This window comes from Halomonas litopenaei, assembly GCF_017303055.1.
In the GTDB taxonomy this organism is placed as follows: Bacteria; Pseudomonadota; Gammaproteobacteria; order Pseudomonadales; family Halomonadaceae; genus Halomonas; species Halomonas litopenaei_A.
In genome coordinates this window covers 287,287-312,339 of sequence record NZ_JAEKJT010000001.1, presented here as the reverse complement: position 1 = coordinate 312,339, position 25,053 = coordinate 287,287, and the positions used below count along the sequence as shown (strand labels likewise).

Genomic DNA, 25,053 nt, shown 5'->3' with positions numbered 1-25,053 from the left:
TCTGACCTGGCGGCGACGCGACAGCCGCAGGGCTGCTCATGCCGTGCTGTGACTCCTGCAGATAAAAAAAACCGGCCCCGAAGGGCCGGTTGAAAAAGGGGGATGACTCCCCCTCCCCTGACGCTGGTCAATGGCTGGGTTCCGTGCACATGACACCCAACCTGTCTGCGCGGAACCTATCGCTTGCGACGATGACTGTCGCGAATGACAAAGGCGATCCAGCCCGCCATGAAGACCACAGAAAGGGCGACAGCCCCCAGACCGAAGATCACTGCATCATCGAGATACATGGCCCTGCCCTCCCCTTGCTGTGTTGATGGTTCAAGCTTAGCCGCCCTCCTGATGAATTGTGCTGACCTGAGTCAAGGGTCCCTGTGCGACATTCGCCCGCCGCCATATCAGCCGTCGTCCATTCACGCGAAAAGCCGCCCAAGGGCGGCTTTTTCTGGCGGTCGCGGACAGCGCGAGCGGTGGTCAGCCAGCGGCCTACAGCACCTTGCGATCTTCCACCGATGAGGCTTCGGTACCCGCGGGCAGTGGGTGCCCCTTCGCCAGTTCAGCGCGGGTCGCGTCGCGTACCTCCAGCACCTCGACCTGATAGCGCAGGGTCTGCCCCGCCAGTGGGTGATTGGTGTCGATCACCACCGTGGTGGCCTTCACCTCGACCACGGTGACGATCTGGGGACCGGCATCGCCGGGGGTCTGAAAACACATCCCAGGGCGCAATTCCGCCGCGGGGAACGCCTGACGCCCCACCTCACGGACCAGAGACTCATCCCTGCGTCCGTATGCTTCGTCAGGGGCCAGGGTGACATCGACACGAGAACCCGGCTCGGTCGCTTCGAGCGCTCGCTCGAGCCCCGCCATCAGGTTGTCGTGGCCGTGAAGGTATTCCAGTGGCTCGCCTCGCTGACGCGAGTCGTCGAGCACCTCACCGTGGCTATTACTGAGCACATAATGGAGCTGGGCCACTTTCTGAGGGGCAATCTTCATGATGCGTTCCTTTCGGAGATAAGTCTCAGTCCTGACGCTTCAAGGCGGCGACAGGCATTTCAAGGCGCTGTTGGCGATGCAGCATGTTGAGCAGCACGATGGCGCGCTCCTCCCCCTTGTGGCTATCGAACACTGCCTTCAGGTCCTTGAACGGACCGTCGGTGATTTCGACGCTCTCGCCGGCGCGGAAATACAGCTGCCCCGGGCCTTCGTCCTTCTCTTGCCCGTGCCGACGCAACAGCTCGACCAGCTCGTCACTGACCGGTACCGGCATCGACAGGCCGAAGGTGACGATCTTCAACACCCCCCGGGTCGAGCGAATGGGGCGCCAGTTGCTTTCGACCTGGTCGAGGCGAAGAAACAGGTAGTAAGGAAACAGTGGCTCTTCGACCCAGGTCAGCTTGTTGCGGCGCTTCTTCTGCACTTCAAGCACCGGATGGAAGAGTTCGTAGCCCTGATTGGCCAGATGCTGAGCGGCGCGAAAGGACTCCCCACCCTTGCACTGGATCACGTACCAGCGCGGCGTGGAATCGCCACCAGTGACCGTCTCGTTGATGCTGTGACTCATGTAACTCCTTCCGGGCACCCACCAGGCGGACAAGGATATGACCTGGGGGCCTGTCTTGGTCTCAGTTTCCGGCTCGCCACCGACGCGGCTTGTCGCGCGCCGCTGGTATCGTCCCTGCGGCTTTGCAACAATTCGCCGAGCAGCGCCGGGATACTGAGCGCATTTTACCATTCGGATCGCCGACCATCATGCAAGGAGGCTTTCACATGCCCACCCCTTCGGCCATGCGCCGCTGGATCGAGGCCCTTGGCGTCTATCTGCGGCCGCCTGTACTGGCCATGCTGTTTCTGGGCTTCTCTGCCGGCCTTCCGTTCCTGCTGGTGTTTTCCACCCTGACGACTTGGCTGCGCACCTCCGGGGTTGAGGTGGCAGCCATCGGCTTCTTCTCATGGATAGGACTGCTGTATTCGATAAAGTTCTTCTGGGCGCCTGTGGTCGACGCCTTTCGGTTGCCTCTGCTGACACGCTGGCTGGGCCAGCGACGCAGCTGGATGCTGGCCGGCCAGACGCTGATGATGGCCGGACTGGTGGGCCTATCAACGCTTGATCCTGCACAGCAACTTGGCAGCGTGGCGCTATTCGCCCTGATGGTCGCCTTCGGTTCCGCCACCCAGGACATCGCCATCGACGCCTTTCGCATCGAGTCAGCGGAAGACGATGTGCAGGCAGCCATGGCCTCGACTTACATCATTGGCTATCGCGGTGGCCTGATCATGGCCGGCGCAGGAGCCTTGTACCTGGCCGACCTGGGCTCCTGGCAACTGTCCTATCAGTGCATGGCCGCACTGACCGCCATTGGCATGATCACCGTGCTGCTGCGCCCCGAGCCTCCCCGCAAGCCCCTGGCACAGCGCCTCAGCGCAGAACCCAGGGTCAGGAGCTTCCTGCGTGCCAGCCAAGGCCAACCCGCCTGGTTCCGGCGCACCGGGGCCTGGCTGATCGGCTCGGTGGTCTGTCCTTTCCTGGATTTCTTCTCGCGCTTTGGGCTAGGTGCCCTGGGACTGCTGGTGTTCATCGGCATCTACCGCATCAGCGACCTGGCGATGGCGTCGATGGCCTATCCGCTCTACGTTGACCTGGGCTTCAGTCTGGACACCATCGCCACCGTGACCAAGGTGTTTGGCGTGGTCATGAGCCTACTGGGGGGACTGCTCGGCGGGGTCCTGGTCGTGCGCTTCGGCATCGGACGCATCCTGGTGATAGGGGCTGCCGCCACCGTGCTCACCAACCTGATGTTCACCTGGCTCGCCATGAGCGGCGCTCAGAAAGAATTGCTGGTGCTGACCATCATGGGCGACAACCTTAGCAACGGTCTGGCCAGCGTGGTGTTCGTGGCGTTTCTTTCAAGCCTGACGTCTCGCGCTTACACGGCCACTCAATATGCGCTGTTCTCGTCACTGATGACCTTGCCTGGCAAGTTTCTGTCAGGCTTTGGCGGACTGGTCGTGGAGGGTTGGGGCTACCCCAGCTTCTTCGTGCTGGCCTCGCTTCTTGGCCTTCCGGCGGTGGCGATGGCGCTGTGGATCAAACGGCATTATGTGAAGGAAGAGGCCTCCAAGTGAAGGTAAAGGCCTCCAGGTGAAGGTAAAGGCCTCCAGGTGAAGGAAGAGACCCCCAGCGCCGAGGCCTGATACCGGTAGCGAACGTCAGACGCAAAGGTGCGGCTGACATTCGCTCGCTGGGCGGTCACTTCAGCGGCGTGAACCGCGTTCCTGCAACCAGTCCAGCGCCCCTGGAGTCGTCCGCCACTGGTCACGCATCAGGGTGCGGTACTGCCAGGCTTCGGCACGGGTGCCAGGCTCTGCCAATTGCCCATTGGGAGGCGTCGCCGCGCGCTGAGGGTTGTCGCTGCACAGCAGAGAGACCGCATGGCTGTTATGGCGCTTGGCACTCTCCAACGCGGCCGCCGCGTCGTCGAGCTGCCCCAGTCGGTACAGTGCCAGCACCTGGCCCATGTACATGCCCAACAGCGGCGCATCCTGTTCAGCGGCATCCGTTTCGCTTGCCTGCTCCAGCGCCTGCCGACTCATCGACAACGCCTCGCCGTCACGGCCTTCACGCAGCAACTGGTCGAGCACCAGCTCACGCAAGCCGAGGCTGTCCTGCTCGTCCAGCGACAGCAGCAACTCGGCCAACTCACGGGAATGCTGGCGCGATCCCCGCTCCATGCCGACCACCAGGGCCAGCCCCGCGCGCAGCAGCTGCGCGTTGTCCGCCTGATCCCACTGGAAGGGACCGTCGCCGCTCTGGCTGACCTGCTGCAGCCAGCGCTCAAGCCGTTCGGCCAGCGGCTCGAACAGGCTGGGCGCCATCCACGGCAGGCTGCCGAAGCGACTGGTCAATGCCAGCGACACCGATTGCAGTACTGCCGGCGAATCGAGCTGTTCGGGATTGGCACACAGCGCCGGCAACCAGACGCTGGCATTGATCCAGGGATCCCCCAGAAATCCCATGGGGGCGTCCGGGTCCACGTCCACCTGAAAGCCTTCCTGGAAGGCCGCAAACAGGGTGTCTTCCCGTGCCGTGGAGCGATACACCAGCACACCATCCTGCTGTTCGACCTTGATCGGCGGAGGCGTCGGCAGCTCAGCCAGCAGGGTCTGCAGCCCCACCAGCGGCTCGGCCAGATCCTCTTCAGCGCTCAATAGCTGGTCAGCCAGGGTAGCGCCGGGGTTGTCGGCCAGATCGGCAAGAAACTGCAACTGCTCGGGATCGAGGTCGCCCTGCCGGGTCAGACGACGCAGCCAGAAGCGTGAGCGCTCCACCGCCTCCTCGTCATTGCCTTCATGCAGCAGCAGCATGGCCTCGATGTATGCCAGGGTCGGCGAATCTGGCAGGGCCTGTTGCGCACGCACGAAGGCTGCGCGGGCACTATCCAGATCGTCATTGTCCAGATGCATCAGGCACAGCCGCTCGAGGGCGACCCCGCGCAGGAACATCGGACCTCGCTCCAGCACCTCGTCCAGCAGCGCCTCCCGCTTGCGATGGAAGCCGCGCTCCTGGAACAGGTCGAGCAGTATCTCGAAGGCCGGCTCCGCCTGCTCGGGCAATCGCTCCCAGTCCGCATTGGTGAACAGGGACTCGAGTATCTGCTGGGCACGGCCGCGCTGACCGGACTCCGCCGCGATCAAGCCCGCCTCAAGCAGCGCCTGGGCGGGGGCTCGACCGCTGGCCAGCGCCGCTTTCAGTGCGTCGCCCTTCCACTCGCGCAGCGACAGCATCCACATCAGGTGTGGAGGCAGGTGGCCCGGCAGGCTGACCGCACCACAGCACTGTTTCATCTTGCGTCCGGAGTCACACCAGCAAGGCTCGTTGCGGCCGGGGCGCGCCAGGGTTTCACAGGCGAAATCGAGCCGAGCCAGCGGCGTCTGCGACCACAGCTCCGGCGCCAGCGCCTGGGCCAGCGACTTGTCGCCACCCACACAGTCCGGGCCTTGCTCCCGCGCCCAGCTCATCAGGCTGGGATAGCGTTCATCCTGCCGAATGGCTGCCAGGGCGCCAGAGGCATAGCCCAGCAGTTGATCCACCCATAACGCCAGCATCGCCCTCTCCCCTGAAATTAAAAACGGCACAGTCTAACAGTGCAGAGCTCAGCTTGGCAGACCCACGCCCTGGCCGGCGTAGGTCTGAAAGACCTGCGCTGTTCGATTCTGCATATCCAGGCGCGCCTCGAGACGCACCAGGTTCCAGTAATGTCCGTTGAGCGTGCGCGCCAACATCAACATGCCGGGCGGTGGCTGGAGACGGTCCAGCGCGCTCCATACTCTGGGACTCAGCTCGCGCAGACGCCGATGGACACGCACATCGCCAAAATCCTGCAGCCCCGGCGCAAACAGCGGGGCAATGGCCTCGGCCGACTCCTGATATAACGCCAAGGGCGCGCCTTCGCCCTGCCGCCCGCCGAGTCCTCGAAGGGCCTCATCCATGGCCACAGGGTCCCGTTCCAGGGTCGCCGACAGCAGCGCCAGCATGCCCCTCAGTCGCTCCGGCGGCACGGCTATCACCGCCCCCAGGTCGTACAGGATCAAGCGACCCTGATCATCCACGGCAAAATTACCGGCATGAGGATCGGCATGCACCTCGCCATGGACGAACAGTTCCTCTGTCAGCCAGTCCGCCAGCGTGCTGGCCACGTGCTGCCGTCGTTCGTCATCGACCTGCTCGATCTCGCGCAGCGGTGTTCCCGGCACATACTCCATGCCCAGCACTCGAGACGTGCAGAGGGAGTCGACAGGTGCGGGAATGCGGATATTGCCCCAGGCGTCATAGCGCTGACGATAGCGCCTCAACATGTTGCCCTCAGCGACGTAGTCGAGCTCCTGGCGCAGGCTCTCGGCCAATTCATCGAACAAGGCATCGAGGCGACTCTGGGAGACCTTGAACCAGCGCCCCAGGCGAAGGATACGGCGGACCTGTGCCAGGTCCTGCTCCAGCACCTGCTCGAGGCCGGGGTACTGTACCTTGAGCACCACCTGCTGCCCTTCCAGGGTGGTGGCGAGATGCACCTGCCCCATGGACGCGCTGGCGAAGGGCGCGGGCTCGACATGACGAAACAGTGCCTGCAGCTCCCCCAGTTCCTGCTCAAGCGTCGTCCGAATATCCTCCCACGGCGCCGGAGTGGCATTGCGCTGCAGGCGAGCCAGCTCCTCGGCGAGTTCAGGAGGCAGCAGGTCATCCCATTGGGACATGACCTGAGCCAGCTTCATGGCTGGCCCCTTCAGCTCCGACAAGCCGTCGAACAGCGACTCGCCAAGCGCCTGCCAGTCGGCATTGCCGCCTACCCGAGATCGCAGTAGCGTTGTCCCCGTGCGCACCGAAAGACCCAACATACGGCGCGTTCTTCCAGCCTGTCGCATGATGCTCCTCGTGCCACCAACGGCAGCGGTCGCAGCGCTCGAGATGACAAGACTGCCTGGTCAGCCCACTCTCGATGCATAAAAAATTGATATAAGAGTTGTACATCAATCACGTCATGGTACACCTGGCATCGCTCTTCAGATACTGGAAGAATATCCAGAAACATCCTGTCTGTGGTGCGCCATGCGATTGATCATTGCGGAAAAACCTAGCCTGGCGCGCGCCATCGCCGATGCCTTGCCTGGGGCTGCACAGAAACATGACGGCTACCTGTCCGTCGGCGACACCGAGGTCACCTGGTGTCTCGGGCATCTGTTGGAACAGGCGCCCCCGGATGCCTATGATCCTGCGCTCAAGCCATGGCGACGGGACCACCTGCCCATCGTGCCGAGTCAGTGGAAACTGGTACCGCGGCCCAAGGCGCGAGGTCAGCTGGCCGTCATCCGCGCCAGAATCAAGCGTGCCAGCCAACTTGTGCACGCCGGCGACCCGGACCGAGAAGGACAGCTGCTGGTCCAGGAGGTCATTGAGCATCTGGGCTGGAAAGGCGACGTAGCACGCCTGCTGATCAATGACCTCAACCGCCCGGCGGTCGTCAGGGCATTGTCACGTATCGGCGACAATCGGCACTACCATGCTCTCTATCGCGCGGCCCAGACCAGGGCGCGTGCCGATTGGCTATATGGCATCAATCTGACTCGAGCCTGGACCTTGATAGGGCGACAGGCGGGTCACGATGGCGTGCTGTCGGTAGGCCGTGTACAGACACCGGTGCTCGGGCTGGTGGTACGCCGCGACGAGGAAATTCGCCAGTTCGTCCCCTATCCGTTCCACGTGCTGTGGGCAGAGGTGCGCGTCGCCGCAGGGACCTTCAAGGCCTGGTGGGTACCGTCTGAACAGCATCGGCTGGATGAACGCGGCCGGCTGCTCGATGAGGCCCCGGCCCAGGCCCTGGCCGCGCGCTTGCCAGGCAGCCAGGGTGTCGTCACCAAAGTCGAATCCCGTCACCGGCGCCAGCCTCCCCCGCTGCCATACTCGCTGTCAGCACTGCAGGTCGATGCCGCCCGACGTCATGGTTTGTCGGCCAAGGCGGTGCTGGATATCTGCCAGCGCCTCTACGAACGTCACCAGCTCATCACCTACCCACGCTCCGACTGCCGCTACCTGCCCCGAGAGCACTTGAAGAGCTTGCCCGGGCAGCTGGCCAGCGCCTGTCGAGATGATGCGACGCTGGGACGCTGGCTGGCCAACGCCGACATGCAGCTGCGCTCGCGCGCCTTCGATGACAGCAAGGTCGGCGCCCACCATGCTCTGGCCCCGACCGGCAAACCCTTCAGCGCAGAGCGGCTGTCCGCCCAGGAAGCCGACGTCTATCGGCTGATCGCCCGCAACGTCCTGGCACAATTCTACCCGGCCCTCGAGACCCAGGAGGTCAAGGCAGAATGCCAACTCCTGGATGAGCGCTTTGCGGCGTCGGGGCAGACACTGCTGGTACCTGGCTGGAAGCCGTTGTTCACTACCCGTGACGAGGCGCCTCCGCTGCCCGCCCTGCACCAGGGAGAAACCTGCCAGGCCATCAACGCCGAGGTGGAACAGCGCGAGACACGTGCGCCAGAACCCTTCACCGACGCCAGCTTGATCAAGGCCATGATGAACATCGCCCGCTACGTGGAAGACGCCGAGGTCAAGCGCACCCTGCGAGATACCGATGGGCTGGGCACCGAAGCAACTCGTGCCGGCATCATCGAGACACTGATCGAGCGGGGCTACCTGGTGCGCAAGGCCAAGACTCTGCGAGCGACCCGCCTGGGCGTCGGCCTGATTCACTCCTTGCCGGATGCGGTCAGCAGGCCTGAAAGGACGGCGCTATGGGAGCAGCGCCTGGAGGATATCGCTGAAGCCCGAGCGGAGCCCGATCCCTTCGTGTCCCAGCTGGTGGTCGACCTCACTGCGCTGGTCGCCAGCGCCGACAGCCAGCGGTTACAGTCCGCCCTGCGCTCCGCTCAGGGTGAAGTCGCCGCCGCCACGCCCGCGAAACGGGCTGGCACTCGCCGGCGCCGGAGCCAGCCCAGGGCCAAAAAAGGATCCAGCGCACGAGACGCCTCCAGCACCACCTCCGACGGCGGCGCCAACCGCAAGTCCAGCAGCGGCCGGAGGCGCCGCTCGCCACGCAAGGGGAACACCTGATGAGCACGCTGATCGTGGGACCGGGCGCCATTGGCCGCCTGCTGGCATGTCGCCTTAGCGCTGCAGGGCAGTCCGTGCGGCTGCTTGGCCGACGTCCGCTCCCCCGGCAACAATCACTGACGGACCCCCACGGCCAGCACCAGCGACTGCTACTCACCATCAGTACGGATCCCGGCGAGGCCTGCCAAGGCGTCGAGCGGGTCATGCTGACCACCAAGTCATACGCTACCCAGGATGCCTTTGCCGCCGTCGCCGGACATCTTGCCCCGCAGACGCCGGTGATCCTGTGGCAAAACGGCCTGCGCGTTCAGCGCCCCATCACCGAGGCCTGGACCGGGCCGGTGCTATGCGCCTCCACCACCGAAGGCGCCTATCTCGAGGACGACCACGGGGTGGTACATGCCGGTCACGGGCAAACCGTGATCGGTCATCTGGACGGCACCGCTAACCCAAGCGGCACTGAGCTTGCCGAGGCATTGGCCGCTCAACTCCGCCACGCCGGACTGGATGCCCGGGCCGTCGCAGACATCTCGGTCAGGCTATGGCACAAGCTGGCCGTCAATGCCGCCATCAATCCCCTGGTGGCACGCCACCGAGTCCGTAACGGCGAGTTGGCACAAGCCCCCTATCGCGATGAGGTGAACACTGTCATCGATGAAATCCGTCTGATCCTGGCGGCCCTGGACATCCCCCCTCCCGCAACAGCGCTGGACGGGTCGTACCCGCAGCAGCACGGACACAGCGCCTGGCACGCCAGGGTCTGGCAGGTCATTGCGCACACCGCCGCCAATCGCGCCTCCATGCTTCAGGACATCGAGGCGGGTCGCCCCACCGAGCACGATGCCATCCTCGGCCCGCTGCTCGACGCCGCGAGCGACGCGAACCTTCCCTGCCCTCGGCTGACGGCATATTGGCACTTCCTGAATGCTTGAATCAGGCAAGCCTGGAGTAGCGTCCACGGGCAGCGATTGCTATTTTTAGCTCCAACGCCAGCCTGGGTGCAGGCCAGGGCAGCACTCGGCCCCGCGACGTTTGATGCGGCAGAACGCGACAGCAAGACCACCGATGACTGATACGCGGCAAGGCAAGGTCAAAAGGCAAGGTAGATCAGACAGGACAGCCGCGACGATAGTCGTAGATACTATGGTCGCTACTGTCTATAGTGAATGGCTATCCATGCTCAGCAAGGCTCTGCCGATGACGGCAGTCCGGCGATAAAGACTGTCTGGTGATAGAGGTAGTCCAGTAATAGTAGCTGTCTGGTGACGACTTGAGATTCGTCACAGTCGCCACGCGCTACCTCCTTGGCGGAACGTCGTAGAAATTGGCGCTTGTTGAGAGCGACGCTTGTTGAGAGCGACGCTTGTTGAGAGCGACGCTTGTTGAGAGCGGCGCTTGTTGAAAGCGGCGCTTGTGAAGAGCGACAGTCGTCAAGCAGCAAGGACTCCGGCCCCGACGAGTACGGCAGCGTGCACGGGGCCTGTATTAACGAGGCACGACCCGCCCCAGGAAGGGTCGCCATTAGCGGAGAGGCTCCGCCAGGACAACCATCATGACAGCTCCACGCTTCTTGATGTCACCCACGCGCATCGCCCACAGCGACTCGCCACCACGCTCACCGCTCGCGCGGAGACGCTCGATCACCCTGTTCCTGCTGGTCAGCCTGCTGACGCTGGCGGCCCAAGGGGTCTGCGCCAAGGAAAACACCACCACGTCGACCCTGGCAGACAACGACGCGGGCCAGGGGGCGACTCCGGCCTTTTCTGGCATGGGCCAAGAAATCGTCAGACTCGACAGCGGCGTGCTGGTGCAGGGTGACAAGGTACATACACCTGACGGCTATACCTCTGGATTCCGCCTGACAGCCGGTATGGCTCCAGAAGATGTGTCCGGCTGGGACCTGGGCGCCGAGTTGCGTTATCGACATAGCGACGATGTCCCCATGACCGCCAGCGACAGTCAACACGTGCAGGACGTTACCAGCCTGGGTGGCAGCCTGGTGGCCGGCTACCGGATCGGACAGTTCGGGGTCTACGGCAAGACCGGTATGGCACAATGGATCAGCGATCCAGTTACCGGGCGTAACACCTTCGACTCCACCAGCGGCTCTACCCGGGTGCAGGGATTTGGTGCCCGCTGGATGACTTCCAGCTGGATCGGGCAGGTCGAGTTCGAGGAAGTGGATGACCGAGAGCTGGAGCACCTGAACATGATCACCGCCTCCTTTCACTTGCCCTTCTGACCCTATCCCGGGGTCCATCGGAAGGTCCTCTGCTGCACTCGTCAGCACTTTGCCAGCACGCTCCCAGCGCTCTCCCAGCGCTCTCCCAGCGCTCTCCCAGCACTCTCCCAGCACTTCGCCCACTCGCGGACGCCCCCCAGGCAGCTGAAGACCTGCTTGCCCTGAATAGGCAGCCCATCTCCGAGTCGATATCGACTCAAAGAGGCTTGACGCGGCAACCGCGAGCCACTTTCTGCCGTAAGTCGCGCCCTGCGACACACCTTATCTCATTGTTTAATCAATTTTTTTCTCGAAGTGGCCCATGATTCGCTAGATGCTGTGGCATAACACAACATCACAAGGAATTGCTGCCATGACGTCTTCGTCGCGCCCTGTCGATATCGATGCCCAGCGGTTGTGGGACAGCCTGATGCAAATGGCCAAGATCGGCCCGTCACCCAACGGCGGCAACCGGCGACTTGCCATGACTGAGGAAGACGCAGCAGGTCGGCGTCTGCTGCTGGATTGGATTGAAGCCATCGGCTGTAGCTGGAGCCGGGACAAGGCAGGCAACCTGTTTATCCGACGCAGTGGCCGCGAGGACGACCTGCCGGCAGTGTCCATGGGCAGCCACCTGGATACACAGCCCCTGGGAGGTCGATTCGACGGCATTCTCGGCGTGCTTGGCGGCCTGGAAGTACTGCGCAGCTTGCATGAGCGCGACATCGTCACCCGGCGTCCACTGCAACTGATCGTATGGACCAACGAGGAAGGCAGCCGCTTCGCTCCTGCCATGGGCGGTAGTGGCGTATGGTCCGGCCGCCTGGACGCCGCCACCTTCTTCAACGCCAAGGACAGCCAGGGCATCACCCTGGCCGACGCCATCGAGGCCTGCGGCGAGGCCGGCGATCAAGCCTTGGGCGAACCCGACCTTGACGCCTACTTCGAGCTGCATATCGAGCAAGGACCGGTACTTGAGGAACAAGGCCATGCCGTGGGTATCGTCACCGGCGTGCAAGGTATTCGCTGGTACGACATCCGTCTGACGGGACAGTCGGCTCACGCTGGCCCCACCCCGATGAGCTACCGGCACGACCCGCTGCTGGCTGCCACTCGGTTGATACAGCGCATGCGCGAGGAGGTCATGGCCGACTCCGAAGGTGCCGCGCGCTTGACGGTGGGGGACTTCAAGGTCATCGAGCCTTCCCGCAACGTGGTGCCCGGTGAGGTGGAGCTGACGATCGACCTTCGTCATGTCAGCGATAGCGAGCTTGACGCCTTGGACGCTGCGCTTGAGCGCATCGCCCACGAGTCCGCCGAGGCCGAGGGCGTGACGCTGAGCTTCGAGCGGCGCTGGCATTCCCCGGTCACGCCCTTTGACCCGGTGCTGATCGACGCCTTGCGCGATGCCGTCGAGGCCCGCCAACTCGATGCTCCCTGCATGATGAGTGGCGCAGGCCACGATGCGGTGCACCTGTCCCATGTCACCCCGACGGTCATGATCTTCGTGCCCTGCCGCGACGGCATCAGCCACAACGAGGCAGAGTACGCGGAGCCGGAGCACTGTGCACTGGGTACCCAGCTGCTGTGCGATGCCGTCATCGCCAGGGCCGAGCGTGAGGATAGCTGAGCAATTGAGTCTAATTCGACTCAAATGAGTTGATATAGACTCAACCGAGCTCTAGCGAGGTGGGCAGCGATGCGGTGTCCCCTCGCTCACAACGCCAACCACCGCTATGACGATCCGCTCCATGATTTTCATGGCGGCGGGCCTCCCCGTCACGCTCGTTCACAGCGTCGATCGTCACAGCAACAGTCCTCACAGCAATCTTCACAGCAACGGTCTTCACAACAATGGTCTTTACAACGATGGTCCCTACAACGACAACCCAACAGGGAGTCTGGCTCCCATGAGCAGTGTCTCGATGCATGATCAGATTCGCACGCTCATCAACGAACGGCGTGATGACTACATCTCACTACTGAGCGAATGGGTTCAGGAGGCGACGCTTCCCGGCCACGAGCAGCACTATCAGCAGCGCATTGCTGAGCGCTACCAAGCGCTGGGGCTGGATACCGACCTGTGGGAAATCGATATCGACACCCTCGCTGACAACCCCTACTTCCATTGCCAGAGAGATAGCCTGGCCGGTAGCCCCAATGTCGTGGGCACCTGGAAAGGCGCTGGCGGTGGCCGCTCGCTGATCCTCAATGGCCACGTCGACGTAGTGCCGGAGGGTGATCATGACCAGTGGCAGGATCACCCCTTCTCCGGCCATGTCAGCGACGGCTGCCTGTTCGGTCGCGGCGTCACCGACATGAAAGGCGGTAACCTGTCTGCCTTGATAGCGGTGGAAACCCTGATGGCACTGGGCATCCGCCTGAAGGGCGACGTCATTGTGCAAAGCGTGGTCGAGGAAGAGGCTGGCGGCGCTGGTACCCTGGCGGCTCTGGAGCGAGGCTACACCGCGGATGCGGCGCTGATCCCCGAGCCCAGCGAGCAGAAGTTGTTTCCGCGCCAGCAAGGGTCGCGCTGGTTCAGGCTGACGGTGTCCGGGGTCAAGGCGCATGGCGGCACCCGCTATGAGGGCGTCAGCGCGCTGGAGAAAAGCGTTCCCGTGATTCAGGCGATCCAGGCCCTGGAGGCACGCCGCAACGCCGAGCTGGATGACCCTCTCTACGCCGGTGTACCGATTCCTCTGCCGATCAATCTCGGCCGCATCGCCGGTGGAGATTGGCCGTCCAGCGTGCCGGACGATATCACCATGGAAGGCCGTATCGGTGTCGGCCCCGGTGAGACCGTGGCGGCTGCGGAACAGTCCCTGCGGGACGCCATGGCAGCCTTGGCAGAGGTGGACGACTGGTTCATCGACCACCCGGTAGACGTCACCTTCTACGGTGCCTGCTGGCAGCCAGGGGGCATCGATATGGACAACCCCTTGGTGACACAGCTCGCCGATGCCTTCGAGCGGGTCCACGGCCGCCAGCCGGCGGTGCAGGCCTCGCCCTGGGGAACCGATGGCGGGTTGCTTTCCCAGTACGGCATTCCGGCGCTGGTGTTCGGCCCAGGCATCACTCGACTGGCCCACCATCCCGATGAGCACATTCGCTTGGACGATGTCTTTGCCGTGGCCGAAATCATGGCGCTGGCCTTGATGGACTGGTGTGAACTGGCCGACACCTGACCCGATGACAGGACGGGCTAGGCGTGCGCGCCATACCCGCCCCACAACAAGAGGCTTTTCGATGGATTTCCACCCCCACGTGCTGTTTCTGTTTGCCAACGCCTTCCTCACGACGGCACTTTCCGTCGCTATTGTCGGCGTCATTCTGGTCAGGGAGTATCGCCCGACCATTCGCCGGCTCAAGCAAGGCGCTCAGCCCGACAGCGCGCCTCAATCTGGGCAGCCCAGCCCTCAGCAAACCAGGAGCCCGTCGCCACAGCCCGAGACTTCCCGGGGCTGACCCCTTTGCCAACCCAAAGGGAAGTGCTGAAGACATCGGTCCAGCGCCACGAGACGCCAAGCGCCCGCAGCGCAGCGAATTGGCAGCGCAGCGAATTGGCGGCGCAGCGAATTGGCGGCGCAGGCATTTGCTGCCGCATTTCCCTAACACAACCACAACCTGTAACAAGAGAGACCTGCCATGACTCTGGCAATCTTCGCTACCGTACTCACCGCCTACGTGGCGGTGGCGGCACTGCTCGCCCGTCGTATCAAGAACAAGGACGACTTCTATGTGATGGGCGAGCAGGGTTCGACGCTGCTGATCGTCGGCACCCTGGCTGCGACCTTCCTGAGTGCGGTGACCCTGATGGGCATCGCCGGCATTTCCTACAGCGAGGGGCCCCTGGTGATCGCGGCGCTGGGCTCCTTCGGTGCCTGGGTCGGCACCCTGATCGCGGTGGTCTTCATCGGGCGCAAGCTCAAGGCGCTCAACTGCCGCACCATGATGGACTTCTTCGACTATCGCTTTAACAACAAATGGGTCAGCGTGGTGGCGTTGATCCTGATGGTCGTGGGCCTGCTCGGCTACGGCATCATCCAGCTGATTGGTGCGGGCCTGGTACTGGCCGAGATCATCGACATCCCGTTCCCGGTGATCATCGTCGCCTTCACCCTGGCCCTGCTGGCTTTCTGCTCGCTGTCCGGCATGTATGGCGTGGTCTACACCGACACCATGATGTTCTTCACCATGCTGGCCATAGCCTTCGTCATTGCCCCGCTACTGATCGGCGATGCGGGCTTTGATGCCATGAAGGGCCTTGGCGAAACGCTGCCCGGCTTCTGGACCATCGGTGGCGCCAATGAGCGTCCGCTGGGCTGGTCCATCTCGCAGTTCCTGGTGTGGATCCTGTTCTTCGCCTGTACCCCTGCACTGGTCTCCCGCGTGTTTCCGGCCAAGAACGACTTCGTGATCCTCAAGGTCGCGGTGATCGGGGTGTTCTTTGCCCCCGCCATGCAGCTGCTGGTGTTTCTTGCCGCCGCCGCCATGCAAGTCATCCAGCCGGGTATCGAGCCGACTGACCGGGCCATGATTGTCGGCTTCATGGAACACACCAATCCGACCCTGGCGGGCATCGGCCTGGCGGGTCTGATGGCCTCCATCATGTCCACGGCGTCCACCCTGTTCGTGCTGACAGGCTTTGCCCTGGCGCGAGACCTCTACGAAAAGCTGTTTGACCGCCAGGTCAGCGAGCGCAAGGGGGTCGTCCTGGGTCGCATCTCCCAGGCGGTGGTGGCACTGATCGTCTGCGCGGTGGCGATCTCGCGCCCCGCCGGCATCTACTGGATCTCCATCTATGCCGGTGCCATCTTCGCCGTGGCCTGGCTGCCGACCATCGTGGCTGCGCTCCACTGGCGCCGGATGAGCGCCAACGCCGCGCTGGCCTGCATGCTGGTGGGCTCGATCACCTTCATTGTGGTGGGCGAGCTGGAACGTCATGGTCTGCTGGCACTGCCGCTGCACATCGACAACCTGCAGGTCGCCATTCTGCTCGGCACCCTGGCGCTGATTGCCGTGGGACTCAAGAGCCAGCCCTCGGACTATGAGTTGAAGGTGTTCGACGACATCCGCGCCCGGCGGCTGTCCGACACCACCATCCGCGACATCCTGGCCCGCCCGAACGGCGCCAAGGCACTTATCCGCGAATACCGCCAGGTGTGGTTCATCATGGTGCTGTTCGTGGTCATCGCCGGCGCGCTGTGGGGCTACCTGTTCAGCCAGCTTGGGCTGTAACAGCAGGCTGAGGGGCTGCTGAGCCCCTCTCCCATCTTTACTAACGCTCGCTCCGGGCACACCATGACCCACCTGGTCACTGTCCGGAGCCTCGATGAACCACGGCACCCTCATGCCCGATCAACTGCTGGCCATCCTCAATGCACTCGAGGATGGCATTTTCATTACCGACCTCGAGGGACGCGTGCTGTGGGTCAACCAGGCCAGCCTGTCCCAGCTCGAGACCACCGAAGCACGGCTGTATGCCAGCGACGTCTACACTCTGGAGCAGGAAGGCGTGTTTTCTCCGTCGGTCACCCGCTTCGTGATCGATGAACGCAGGCCCGTCAGTGTCGTGCACCGCTATCGCGGCAAGGACTATCTGGTGAACGGCAGCCTGTTCTGCCTGAACTCAGGCTCTCCCGCCGAGCCCGATGCCGTGCTGGTACAGACACGCAATCTGGACCGTGACGTGCTGGCCTCCCGCTCCCCGGACACCACCCAGGCATTGCTTGACCATGTCATGCACCAGCTCAAGCGCATTCGCCAAGAGCAGGTCGCCAGCGAGACCAGTCCGGCCTCACCCAGCCGCAGTCCGCGCTATCGCCAGTGCCTCGAACGCCTGGACCGAGCCGCCGCCAGCGATACCACCGTGCTGGTCACGGGGGAAACCGGGGTCGGCAAGAGCTGGCTGGTCAATCGCCTGCACCAGTACAGCCCGCGCTCCGACAAACCGCTGATTCACGTCAACTGCGCCGCCATCCCCGAAGCGCTGCTGGAGGCCGAACTGTTCGGCCACCGCAGTGGCGCCTTTACCGGCGCCCATCGTGATGGTCGCGTCGGCTATGTCGCCCTGGCAGAAGGCGGCACGCTGTTTCTCGACGAGATCGGTGAGCTGCCGCTGCCGCTGCAACCCAAGCTGCTGCAACTGCTGCAGGAACGTCAGTACCACCCGTTGGGGGGCAAGGTGCAGAAGGCCAACGTGCGTATCGTGGCTGCCACCAACGCCGACCTGGCGACCCGGGTCCAGGACGGGAGCTTTCGCCCTGACCTGTTCTATCGCCTCAATATCGTGCCCATCGAGGTGCCGCCACTGCGCGAGCGCCCCGAGGACATACCCCGCCTTGCCACGCAGCTGCTGAAGGACATTGCACAACGCCACAAGCGTCACCTGAGCCTTGAACGCGCCGCCTTGAGAGCGCTGAGCCGCTATCACTGGCCAGGTAACGTGCGCGAACTGGAGAACCTGCTGGAGCGCATGAGCGTCTTTTGCGAAGGCAGCACCATCGGCGTGGCCGATCTGGCCCTGGACCTACCCGAACTGGAGCCGAGTACCGCCGCTGATGCCACGACGTCCCACGGCGCGCTGCTGGCAACGCTTGAAGACAGTGACCCACAGCCACTGCCTGAGCGCCTGGCAGCATTGGAGCGGACGGCCATCGATCAGGCCCTCGAACAGCATGGCAGCACGCGCAAGGCCGCCGAGGCACTAGGAGTCAGCCAATCCTGGTTGATGCGCCGCCTCAGGAAGGGGTGAAGGCCTCAGTTGAGCGCATATCCCTGTGGGCTGGCATACCTTGCACCTCACACTATCTGCCCGGCCATATGGCCGGGCAGATAGTGTGGGCATCGCTAACAGCGCGCTACATGGTCGTCGTCAGCCGGTGTTACGCAGCCCGGCGGCGATACCTGCCATGGTGACCATCAGGGCACGGGACAGATCCGCGCTGATGGCACCGTCCGCGTCACGATTACGCTGCAGCAGTTCGGCCTGCAAGCCGTGCAGCGGATCGATGTACGGGTTGCGCACTTCGATGGCCTGACGAATCAACGGCGTCTTCTCCAGCAATTCCTGCTGGTCGAGGATCTTCAGCAGCTCTTCATGGAGCTTGCGGAAACGCTCCCGCAGTCGCTGACCCAGCGCCTCGAGACTGGGTTCGTCGACCAGTCGATGCTCGTAGTAGGCCGCCAGCTCCACGTCGGCCTTGGCCAGCAGCATTTCCAGCATATCCAGGTAGGTACCGAAGAAGGGCCACTGCTCACGCATCTCTTGCAGGACATCCAGGCCACCTGGTTCGGCCAGGCGCGTGGCGAAGGCCTCGCCGGTGCCCAGCCAGGCGGGCAGCATCAGGCGAATCTGGGTCCAGGCGAAGATCCAGGGAATGGCGCGCAGGGTCTCGACGCCACCATCCTGGCGCCGCTTGGTCGGACGCGAGCCCAAGGGCAGGCGACCCAACGCACCTTCCGGGGTGACCGCGCGGAAGTACGGCACGAAGTCCGGATCCTTGCGCACCACGCCGACATAGGCAGCGTGGGCGATCTCGGCCAGCCGATCCATCTCGTCACGCCAGGCGGGCTTCGGCTTGGGCGGCGGCAGCAGCGAGGCCTCGAGTACCGCGCAGGCGTAGATTTCCATGGAACGCAGGGCGATATCCGGCTGGCCAAACTTGAAGCGAATCATCTCGCCCTGCTCGGTCACCCTGAGGCTGCCATTGACCGACCCCGGCGGCTGCGACAGGATCGCCGCGTGGGAAGGACCACCGCCACGACCCACGGTACCACCGCGACCGTGGAACAGGGTGAGATCGACCGCGTGCCGCTGACACACGTCAACCAGCGCTTCCTGGGCGCGATACTGCGCCCAGGCCGCTGCCAGTTGCCCGGCATCCTTGGCCGAGTCGGAATAACCGATCATCACCTCCTGACTGTCACCTGCAAACTGGCGATAGCCAGGCAACGCCAGCAGCCGGTCGATCACATCGCCCGCACGGTTCAGGTCATCGAGGGTCTCGAACAGCGGCGCGATGGGCATGCCCACGCGACCGCCGACTTCTTTCATCAGCAGTGCCACCGTCAACACGTCCGAGGGCTGGCCTGCCATGGAGATGATATAAGTGCCCAGTGCCTCGCCGTGCTCGGCGGCCACCACCTGGAAGGTGTCCAGGGTCTCGCGGGTCTCCGCCGAACATTCCCAGCGACGCGGAATCAGCGGCCGCGCGGATTCAAGTTCCGCCAGCAGGAAGGCCTGGCGCTGCTCCTCGCTCCAGTCGCGATAGTTGCCAAGCCCCAGGTCGTGGGTCAGCTCTTCCATCACCTGGGCGTGACGTCCGGCTTCCTGGCGCAGATCCAGCTTGGTCAGGGTGACGCCAAATACCGCCACCCGGCGCAGGGTATCCAGCAGCACGCCGTTGGCGATGGTGTCCAGGCCGACGTCACACAGCGAGCGATAGCAGGCCAGCAGCGGCGCATACAGCTGATCACGGGTCTCGATGATCGGCCCACCGTCGTAGCTCTTGCCGTCCAGCTCTGCCTTGGCCCAGTCGCGGGTCGCCTCGACCTTCGTCACCAGGCGCTTGAGCAGCTCCCGATAGGGCTCAGCGACATTGCCGACCTCGGCACGCAGGGCACTGTTGGTGCTCCACATGGACAGCTCGATCTTGAGCTGTTCGAGATCACGCAGATAGAGATCCGCCGCCATCCAGCGCCCCAGCAGCAGCACTTCCCGGGTGACCCGGGCGGTGACATTGGGGTTGCCGTCGCGATCGCCGCCCATCCACGAAGCGAAGCGCAGCGGCGCGGCGTCCAGCGGCAGGCGCTCACCGGCGCTCTCGAGCAACAGGTTGTCGAGGTCTCGATGGAAATCCGGCACCGCCTGCCACAGGGAATTCTCGATCACCGCGAAGCCCCATTTGGCCTCATCCACCGGGGTCGGCCGATCATGGCGAATCTCATCGGTGTGCCAGGCCTGGCTGATCAACTCTTCGAGCCGCCCCTTGGCCCGTGCCGCGCGCTCGGGGTATTCACCAGAGGATTCGATCGCGGTCAGGCAGTCATCGATCGCGTCGTACTTCTGGATCAACGTGCGCCGGATGACCTCCGTCGGATGCGCCGTCAGCACCAGCTCGACGCGCATGTTGGCCAGCGTCTCGACCAGCTTGCGCGGGGTATGACCCTCCTGGCGCGCCCGCTCGAGCAGTTCGCCCAGTACCGGCTGCATCCCTGGCTTGTAGTCCTCGACCCGACGAAAGCGCGCGCGGTAGTGCTGCTCGGCGATGTTGGCCAGATTGAGGAACTGATTGAAGGCGCGGGTGACCGGCAACAGGTCCTTCTCCGGCAGGCGACGCAGATACTCGATGAGTTCCTGCTGGCCGGCCTCCTCTCCCTGGCGTCCCCGCTTGGCCAGTCCGCGAATCGTTTCAATGCGCGAGACAAACCCCGGGCCGAGGTCATCGGCAATCGTGCGTCCCAGGCTGTCACCGAGAATGCGGACGTTGTCACGCAGGGATTCGTGCAGGTCGTGGCTCATGGGGTCTCCTTGTCTATTGTGTCCAGCGGGACCCCTGACGCCGGCCCCACTACGTTGTGGTGGTAAGGTGCCCGTGGATCAGTCGGCGCCAGCCAAGCCCTGGTGTGGCGGCGAGGCCTGCTCGCGTTCTGGCTGCTTGCGTTCTGGCTGCTCGCGCTCCAGCCGCTTCGCCTCCTGCCAGCGCTCTTCCATCTGTTCGAGGGAGGCACGCTCCAGCGCCGTGCCCTGCTCCACCAGTGCCCTTTCCATATAACGAAAGCGCCGTTCGAAGCGTCCGTTGGTGCCCCTGAGGCAGGCCTCCGGGTCGACGCCAAGCCGGCGTGCCAGGTTGACCGTGGCAAACAGCAGATCCCCCACCTCACTGGCCGCGTGGTCGTGATCGCCGGCCTCCAGGGCCTCGCGCACCTCGGCCAGTTCTTCCTCCAGCTTGTCCATCACTCCAGCCGCGTCGGGCCAGTCGAAGCCGGCCCGCGCCGCGCGCTTGGACAACTTGGACGCGCGGCTGAGGGCAGGCAGTGTGCGCGGCACATCATCCAGCGCCGATACATGACGGGCCTCGCCCTCGGCACGGCTCTCCCGCTCGGCCGCCTTCAGCGACTCCCAGCGCGACTTCACCTGACGCGTCTCGACCTCGGCCGCGGACTCACCCTGCCGGCGAGACTCCAGGGTGCCGTCCACAAACACATGTGGGTGGCGCTTGAGCATCTTGTCGGTCAGCACATGCACCACATCATGGAAATCGAAACGCCCTTCCTCGCGGCCGAACTGACTGTAGTAGACCACTTGAAACAGCAGATCCCCCAACTCACCAGGAAGCTCGTCAAACGCCCGGCGCTCGATGGCGTCAGCCACCTCGTAGGCTTCCTCCAGGGTGTGGGGCACGATGGAGTCCCAGTGCTGCTTGACGTCCCACGGGCAGCCCTGTTGAGGGTCCCGCAGCACGCGCATCAGCGTGAGCAGATCGTCGATGTCGTAGCGTCGACTCATCCTCGCGACCTCCCCTGGGCGCGCTTGCGCTTGACCTCGATGATGTTGGGCAACTGCTGGATCCGCGAGAACAGTCGCTCCAGCGTCTCCAGACCATCCACCTCGGCGGTGATCGACAGTCTGGCGATGCCATCGTCGGTATCGGTGCGCGTATTCACCGACAGCACGTTGACCTTGTCCTGGCCCAGCACGGCAGTGACATCCCGCAGCAGGCCGGACCGGTCCCAGGCAAGGATCTCGATGTCGACCGGATACTGGTTGCTCGCCCGCGACCCCCACTCGACTTCAATGACCCGCTGGGGCTCGTCGACCCTCAGTTGCAGGATATTGGGACAGTCCTGACGATGAATCGACACCCCACGCCCCTGGGTAATAAAGCCGACAATCGGCTCCCCGGGCATCGGATGGCAGCAATTGGCCATGTTGGTCTTGAGATTGCCCACCCCCAGCACCGTGATGTCGCCATCCGGGGTCTTGGCGGGACGCTGACGCTGCTTGGCCAGCAGTCGGTCCAGGTGTTCCTGCTCGTCGCTGTCGCCGAACAGCTGCTGGGCCTGATGCAGCACCTGACCGATGCGCAGATCCCCGGCGCCAAGCGCAGCATACATGTCATCTGCGCTGGCGTAGTTGACCTTCTTCGCCAGGGTGTCCAGATCCATGTCGTGCACATCGAGACGTTTCATCTCACGCTCGAACAGTGCCTTGCCTTCCTCGACGTTCTGGTCTCTGGCCTGGTGCTTGAACCAGGACTGAATCTTGGCCCTGGCCCTGGAAGTGCGCACGAAACCCAGATTCGGATTGAGCCAGTCACGGCTTGGCGCGCTCTTGTTGGCGGTAAGGATCTCCACCTGCTGGCCAGTCTTGAGCTTGTACGTCAGCGGCACAATGCGTCCGTTGACCTTGGCACCGCGACAGCGATGCCCGACCTCGGTATGCACCCGGTAGGCAAAGTCGATGGGGGTGGCGACCCGTGGCAAGTCGATGACATGACCATCCGGGGTGAACACATAGATGCGATCCGGAGCTACATCGCTGGTCAGGCCCTCTCGCAGATCGCCGAACTCGCCGACCTCCTCGTGCCATTCCAGCACCTGGCGCAGCCAGGCGATCTTCTCTTCGTAGCTGTCGCTGCGGGCGTTGGTGTCGTGGCCCTTGTAGCGCCAGTGGGCACACACGCCCAGCTCCGCTTCTTCGTGCATGGCGAAGGTGCGAATCTGGATCTCGAGCACCTTGTTTTCCGGACCGATGACCGCCGTATGAAGCGACTGGTAGCCGTTCTTCTTGGGATTGGCGATGTAGTCGTCGAACTCGTCCGGCACCGTGTGCCAGCGGGAATGGACAATACCGAGCATGGTGTAGCAGTCCTGGACGCTCGGCACCAGAATGCGGACCGCGCGAACGTCATGGACCTGGGAGAAGTCGATCCGCTTGCGCTTCATCTTGCGCCAGATCGAAAAGATATGTTTTGCCCGCCCATCCACCTGGAAATCATGGATACCCTGCGCCGACATCAACGTCTTGAGGGTGTCCACCACTTCCTGAATATAACGATCACGGTCCAGGCGCTTCTCGGCCAGCTGCCGCGCCACGGTCTTGTAGTCGTCCTCATGCAGGTAGCGGAACGACAGGTCCTCGAGCTCCCACTTGAGGTGACCGATGCCCAGACGATGCGCCAGCGGTGCATAGATATCGAAGACTTCTCGAGCGACCCGGACCTGCTTCTCCCGCGGCGCGTCCCGAACCTGACGAAGGGCGCAGGTACGCTCGGCGATCTTGATCAATGCCACGCGAACGTCATCGATCATGTTGACCAGCATCTTGCGCAGATTATCCTGCTGATCCTGCTGCTGCAGCCCCGGTGTGCTGGTCTGGGTGTTGCTGATGGCAGCCATCTGCAGCACGCCTTGAATCAAGCGGGCAACCTCATCACCGAAGCGCTTGGCCACCTGCTCGGGCTGGATCAGCTTCTCACGCACGGCACGATAGAGCACCGCCGCCTCGATGGCGGTCTGGTCCAGCCGCAGCTCACCCAGAATGTCCGCCATCTCGAGCCCCATGCGGAAGCTTGAGCCATCCTTCAGCCAGGACTTGTGGGGGCGCTCCGACGTCTGCTCCAGCGACTCCGCCAAGCGGCAGGCCTCAGCAAGCTCACTGGCGTCAGCGAGTTTGACATCCTCCTGCAGCCGCGCCACCCACTGGTCGATATCGACCCGACCCTCCGCATTCAGCGGCTGGTCTTCCCGCACTTTAACCATCTCTCCTGACTCCTTGGCGTGGCGACGACGTTGGACGCTCGAGCAACACCATCGACTCCAGGTGCGAGGTGTGCACGAACATGTCTGCCATGGCCACTCGTCGCAGACGATAGCCTCCCTGCAACAAATGTGCCGTATCGCGAGAAAGGGTGGAGGGATCGCAAGCAATATACAAGACCCTGGGCACCGTACTTTTGGCCAGTGCCCGACATAATGCCTCGGCGCCATCACGGGGCGGGTCAAGCACCACCACGCCGATGGACGGGTCTTGCAACAGCCTCTCCACCTGGGTCTGGTCATGCAGATTGGCCTGGTCGGCCGCCACATCAACGCCAACGCGCTGGGCATTGTCGCGCAAGCGCTCGACCATCTGCGCAGCGCCCTCCCAGGCCGCGACCTGATACCCGGCCGCCGCCAGGGGAAGGCTGAAATTGCCGATGCCCGCGAACAGGTCCAACAGGGGCTCGTCTGGCGTCCCAGGCGCGCCAAGCCACGCCAGGGCGGTCGCCACCATCAGTCGATTGACCTCGTCATTGGCCTGCAGAAAATCGCCGGGCGCAATCCCCAGCGCCATGCTGCCATGGGCGGATGGCACCTGCACGGTGAGCGCGGCGCGGGGCTCGATCACCCAGGCGAAGGACGGCGACTGCCGGCCGGACAGCAGCGCCAGGGCCACCCCGTGGTGCTGTGCCCATTGCTGCCAGAGGTCGAGATCTTGCGCATGCTCGCGCAGCTGGCGGACCACCAACGTCACCTGGTCGTCACTGGCGAGAAGTTCCACGTGTCCCACCAGTCGCGGTGATGCCAGGGCCGACAGCTGCTGGTGCAACGCTGGCAGCAGTGCCGCCAGCTCTGGCACCAACACGGTGCATGAGGTCACCGACACCAGGCGGTGACTGCGCCTGGCACGAAAGCCCATGTGGACGACGCCTTCGGCATCGACCCTGACGCCAAGACGGGCGCGACGCCGATACCCCTCGGTATCGGTCGCCAGCACCTCGATACTGTCGATCTCTGCCTGGATCCCCTGGCGAGCCAGCAGATCGGATAACACCGCGGCCTTGTGCCGGCGCTGACCGCTGCGGGACAGGTGCTGCAGATCACAGCCGCCACAGCGGTCATTGTAGGGGCACGGTGGCGTAACCCGGTCCGGCGAGGGGTCGATCAGCTGGCGTACATGCGCCTCATCAAAACGCTTGCGCGTCAGGTGAACCGCCACCTCGACGCGCTCGCCGGGCAGGGCAGCGTCGATGAAGACCGTCTTGCCGTCCGCGCCGCGGGCAATTCCTCTGCCATCATGGGCCAGGCCGTGAACGTCGACCAGGCCCTCTTGCGCCAGCTCCTGGTGTACCATTCCCTTGGCAGCTTGCGACGGAGCCGCTTGACGCTCCCTGGCCTGCTGGCCGGACAGTCCAGAGCCACCAGAGGCACGACGCGGCGGACGGCGTTTTCCCAATCCCAC

General features: G+C 63.7%; 18 protein-coding genes. 9 read left to right on the top strand and 9 right to left on the bottom strand.

Annotation, left to right across the window (positions count from 1 at the left end; translation table 11 throughout):
- Positions 1–176: 176 nt before the first annotated feature.
- The 3 genes from ccoM to rfaH all read right to left on the bottom strand — a co-directional run bounded on the left by ccoM (position 177) and on the right by rfaH (position 1,561).
- Complete coding sequence (ccoM, locus tag JF545_RS20050; RefSeq protein ID WP_277987364.1) at positions 177–290, bottom strand: cytochrome c oxidase subunit CcoM; 114 nt, start codon at positions 288–290, stop codon at positions 177–179.
- Positions 291–486: 196 nt separating this feature from the next.
- On the bottom strand, positions 487–993 hold the full coding sequence (locus JF545_RS01500) for an FKBP-type peptidyl-prolyl cis-trans isomerase (RefSeq protein WP_206937745.1): 507 nt from the start codon (positions 991–993) through the stop codon (positions 487–489).
- Between the two features lie 25 nt (positions 994–1,018).
- Positions 1,019–1,561 carry a transcription/translation regulatory transformer protein RfaH gene (gene rfaH, locus JF545_RS01495; RefSeq protein WP_206937742.1) on the bottom strand — a complete coding sequence of 181 codons (543 nt, stop codon included), beginning with the start codon at positions 1,559–1,561 and terminating at the stop codon, positions 1,019–1,021.
- A 206-nt stretch (positions 1,562–1,767) separates the two neighbouring features.
- On the opposite strand from rfaH, the gene JF545_RS01490 reads away from it, so the two are divergent.
- The gene (locus tag JF545_RS01490) at positions 1,768–3,123 is read left to right on the top strand and encodes an AmpG family muropeptide MFS transporter (protein ID WP_206937724.1); all 1,356 of its coding nucleotides are present in this window, start codon (positions 1,768–1,770) and stop codon (positions 3,121–3,123) included.
- 129 nt (positions 3,124–3,252) lie between these two features.
- Here the strand turns inward: JF545_RS01490 and JF545_RS01485 are convergent, their stop codons facing one another.
- Positions 3,253–5,103: an SEC-C domain-containing protein gene (locus tag JF545_RS01485; RefSeq protein ID WP_206937721.1), complete on the bottom strand. Its 1,851-nt coding sequence runs from the start codon at positions 5,101–5,103 to the stop codon at positions 3,253–3,255.
- Positions 5,104–5,151: 48 nt separating this feature from the next.
- Positions 5,152–6,417 carry an ABC1 kinase family protein gene (locus JF545_RS01480; RefSeq protein WP_206937717.1) on the bottom strand — a complete coding sequence of 422 codons (1,266 nt, stop codon included), beginning with the start codon at positions 6,415–6,417 and terminating at the stop codon, positions 5,152–5,154.
- Between the two features lie 184 nt (positions 6,418–6,601).
- On the opposite strand from JF545_RS01480, the gene JF545_RS01475 reads away from it, so the two are divergent.
- From JF545_RS01475 to JF545_RS01440, 8 genes are all read left to right on the top strand, one after another.
- Complete coding sequence (locus JF545_RS01475; protein ID WP_206937714.1) at positions 6,602–8,605, top strand: DNA topoisomerase III; 2,004 nt, start codon at positions 6,602–6,604, stop codon at positions 8,603–8,605.
- On the top strand, positions 8,605–9,537 hold the full coding sequence (locus JF545_RS01470; protein ID WP_206937711.1) for a ketopantoate reductase family protein: 933 nt from the start codon (positions 8,605–8,607) through the stop codon (positions 9,535–9,537). The genes JF545_RS01475 and JF545_RS01470 overlap by 1 nt, the downstream gene beginning before the upstream one ends.
- Positions 9,538–10,157: 620 nt before the next feature.
- Complete coding sequence (locus JF545_RS01465; protein ID WP_206937708.1) at positions 10,158–10,847, top strand: hypothetical protein; 690 nt, start codon at positions 10,158–10,160, stop codon at positions 10,845–10,847.
- Between the two features lie 352 nt (positions 10,848–11,199).
- Positions 11,200–12,456, top strand: coding sequence for a M20 family metallo-hydrolase (locus JF545_RS01460; RefSeq protein WP_206937704.1), 1,257 nt, complete (start codon positions 11,200–11,202; stop codon positions 12,454–12,456).
- A 280-nt stretch (positions 12,457–12,736) separates the two neighbouring features.
- Positions 12,737–14,011 carry a peptidase gene (locus JF545_RS01455; RefSeq protein WP_206937701.1) on the top strand — a complete coding sequence of 425 codons (1,275 nt, stop codon included), beginning with the start codon at positions 12,737–12,739 and terminating at the stop codon, positions 14,009–14,011.
- Positions 14,012–14,072: 61 nt separating this feature from the next.
- A complete protein-coding gene (locus tag JF545_RS01450) occupies positions 14,073–14,291 on the top strand; it encodes a hypothetical protein (protein ID WP_206937697.1) in 219 nt (72 codons plus the stop codon).
- A gap of 180 nt (positions 14,292–14,471) precedes the next feature.
- Positions 14,472–16,064: a sodium:solute symporter family protein gene (locus JF545_RS01445; RefSeq protein ID WP_206937694.1), complete on the top strand. Its 1,593-nt coding sequence runs from the start codon at positions 14,472–14,474 to the stop codon at positions 16,062–16,064.
- Between the two features lie 94 nt (positions 16,065–16,158).
- The gene (locus JF545_RS01440) at positions 16,159–17,580 is read left to right on the top strand and encodes a sigma-54 interaction domain-containing protein (RefSeq protein ID WP_206937678.1); all 1,422 of its coding nucleotides are present in this window, start codon (positions 16,159–16,161) and stop codon (positions 17,578–17,580) included.
- A 120-nt stretch (positions 17,581–17,700) separates the two neighbouring features.
- Here the strand turns inward: JF545_RS01440 and ppc are convergent, their stop codons facing one another.
- The 4 genes from ppc to rlmD all read right to left on the bottom strand — a co-directional run bounded on the left by ppc (position 17,701) and on the right by rlmD (position 25,053).
- Positions 17,701–20,349, bottom strand: coding sequence for a phosphoenolpyruvate carboxylase (gene ppc, locus JF545_RS01435; protein ID WP_206937664.1), 2,649 nt, complete (start codon positions 20,347–20,349; stop codon positions 17,701–17,703).
- Positions 20,350–20,427: 78 nt separating this feature from the next.
- On the bottom strand, positions 20,428–21,336 hold the full coding sequence (mazG, locus tag JF545_RS01430; RefSeq protein WP_206937661.1) for a nucleoside triphosphate pyrophosphohydrolase: 909 nt from the start codon (positions 21,334–21,336) through the stop codon (positions 20,428–20,430).
- On the bottom strand, positions 21,333–23,591 hold the full coding sequence (gene relA / locus JF545_RS01425; protein ID WP_206937630.1) for a GTP diphosphokinase: 2,259 nt from the start codon (positions 23,589–23,591) through the stop codon (positions 21,333–21,335). The genes mazG and relA overlap by 4 nt, the downstream gene beginning before the upstream one ends.
- Positions 23,584–25,053: a 23S rRNA (uracil(1939)-C(5))-methyltransferase RlmD gene (gene rlmD / locus JF545_RS01420; RefSeq protein WP_206937628.1), complete on the bottom strand. Its 1,470-nt coding sequence runs from the start codon at positions 25,051–25,053 to the stop codon at positions 23,584–23,586. Before rlmD ends, relA begins: the two co-directional genes overlap by 8 nt.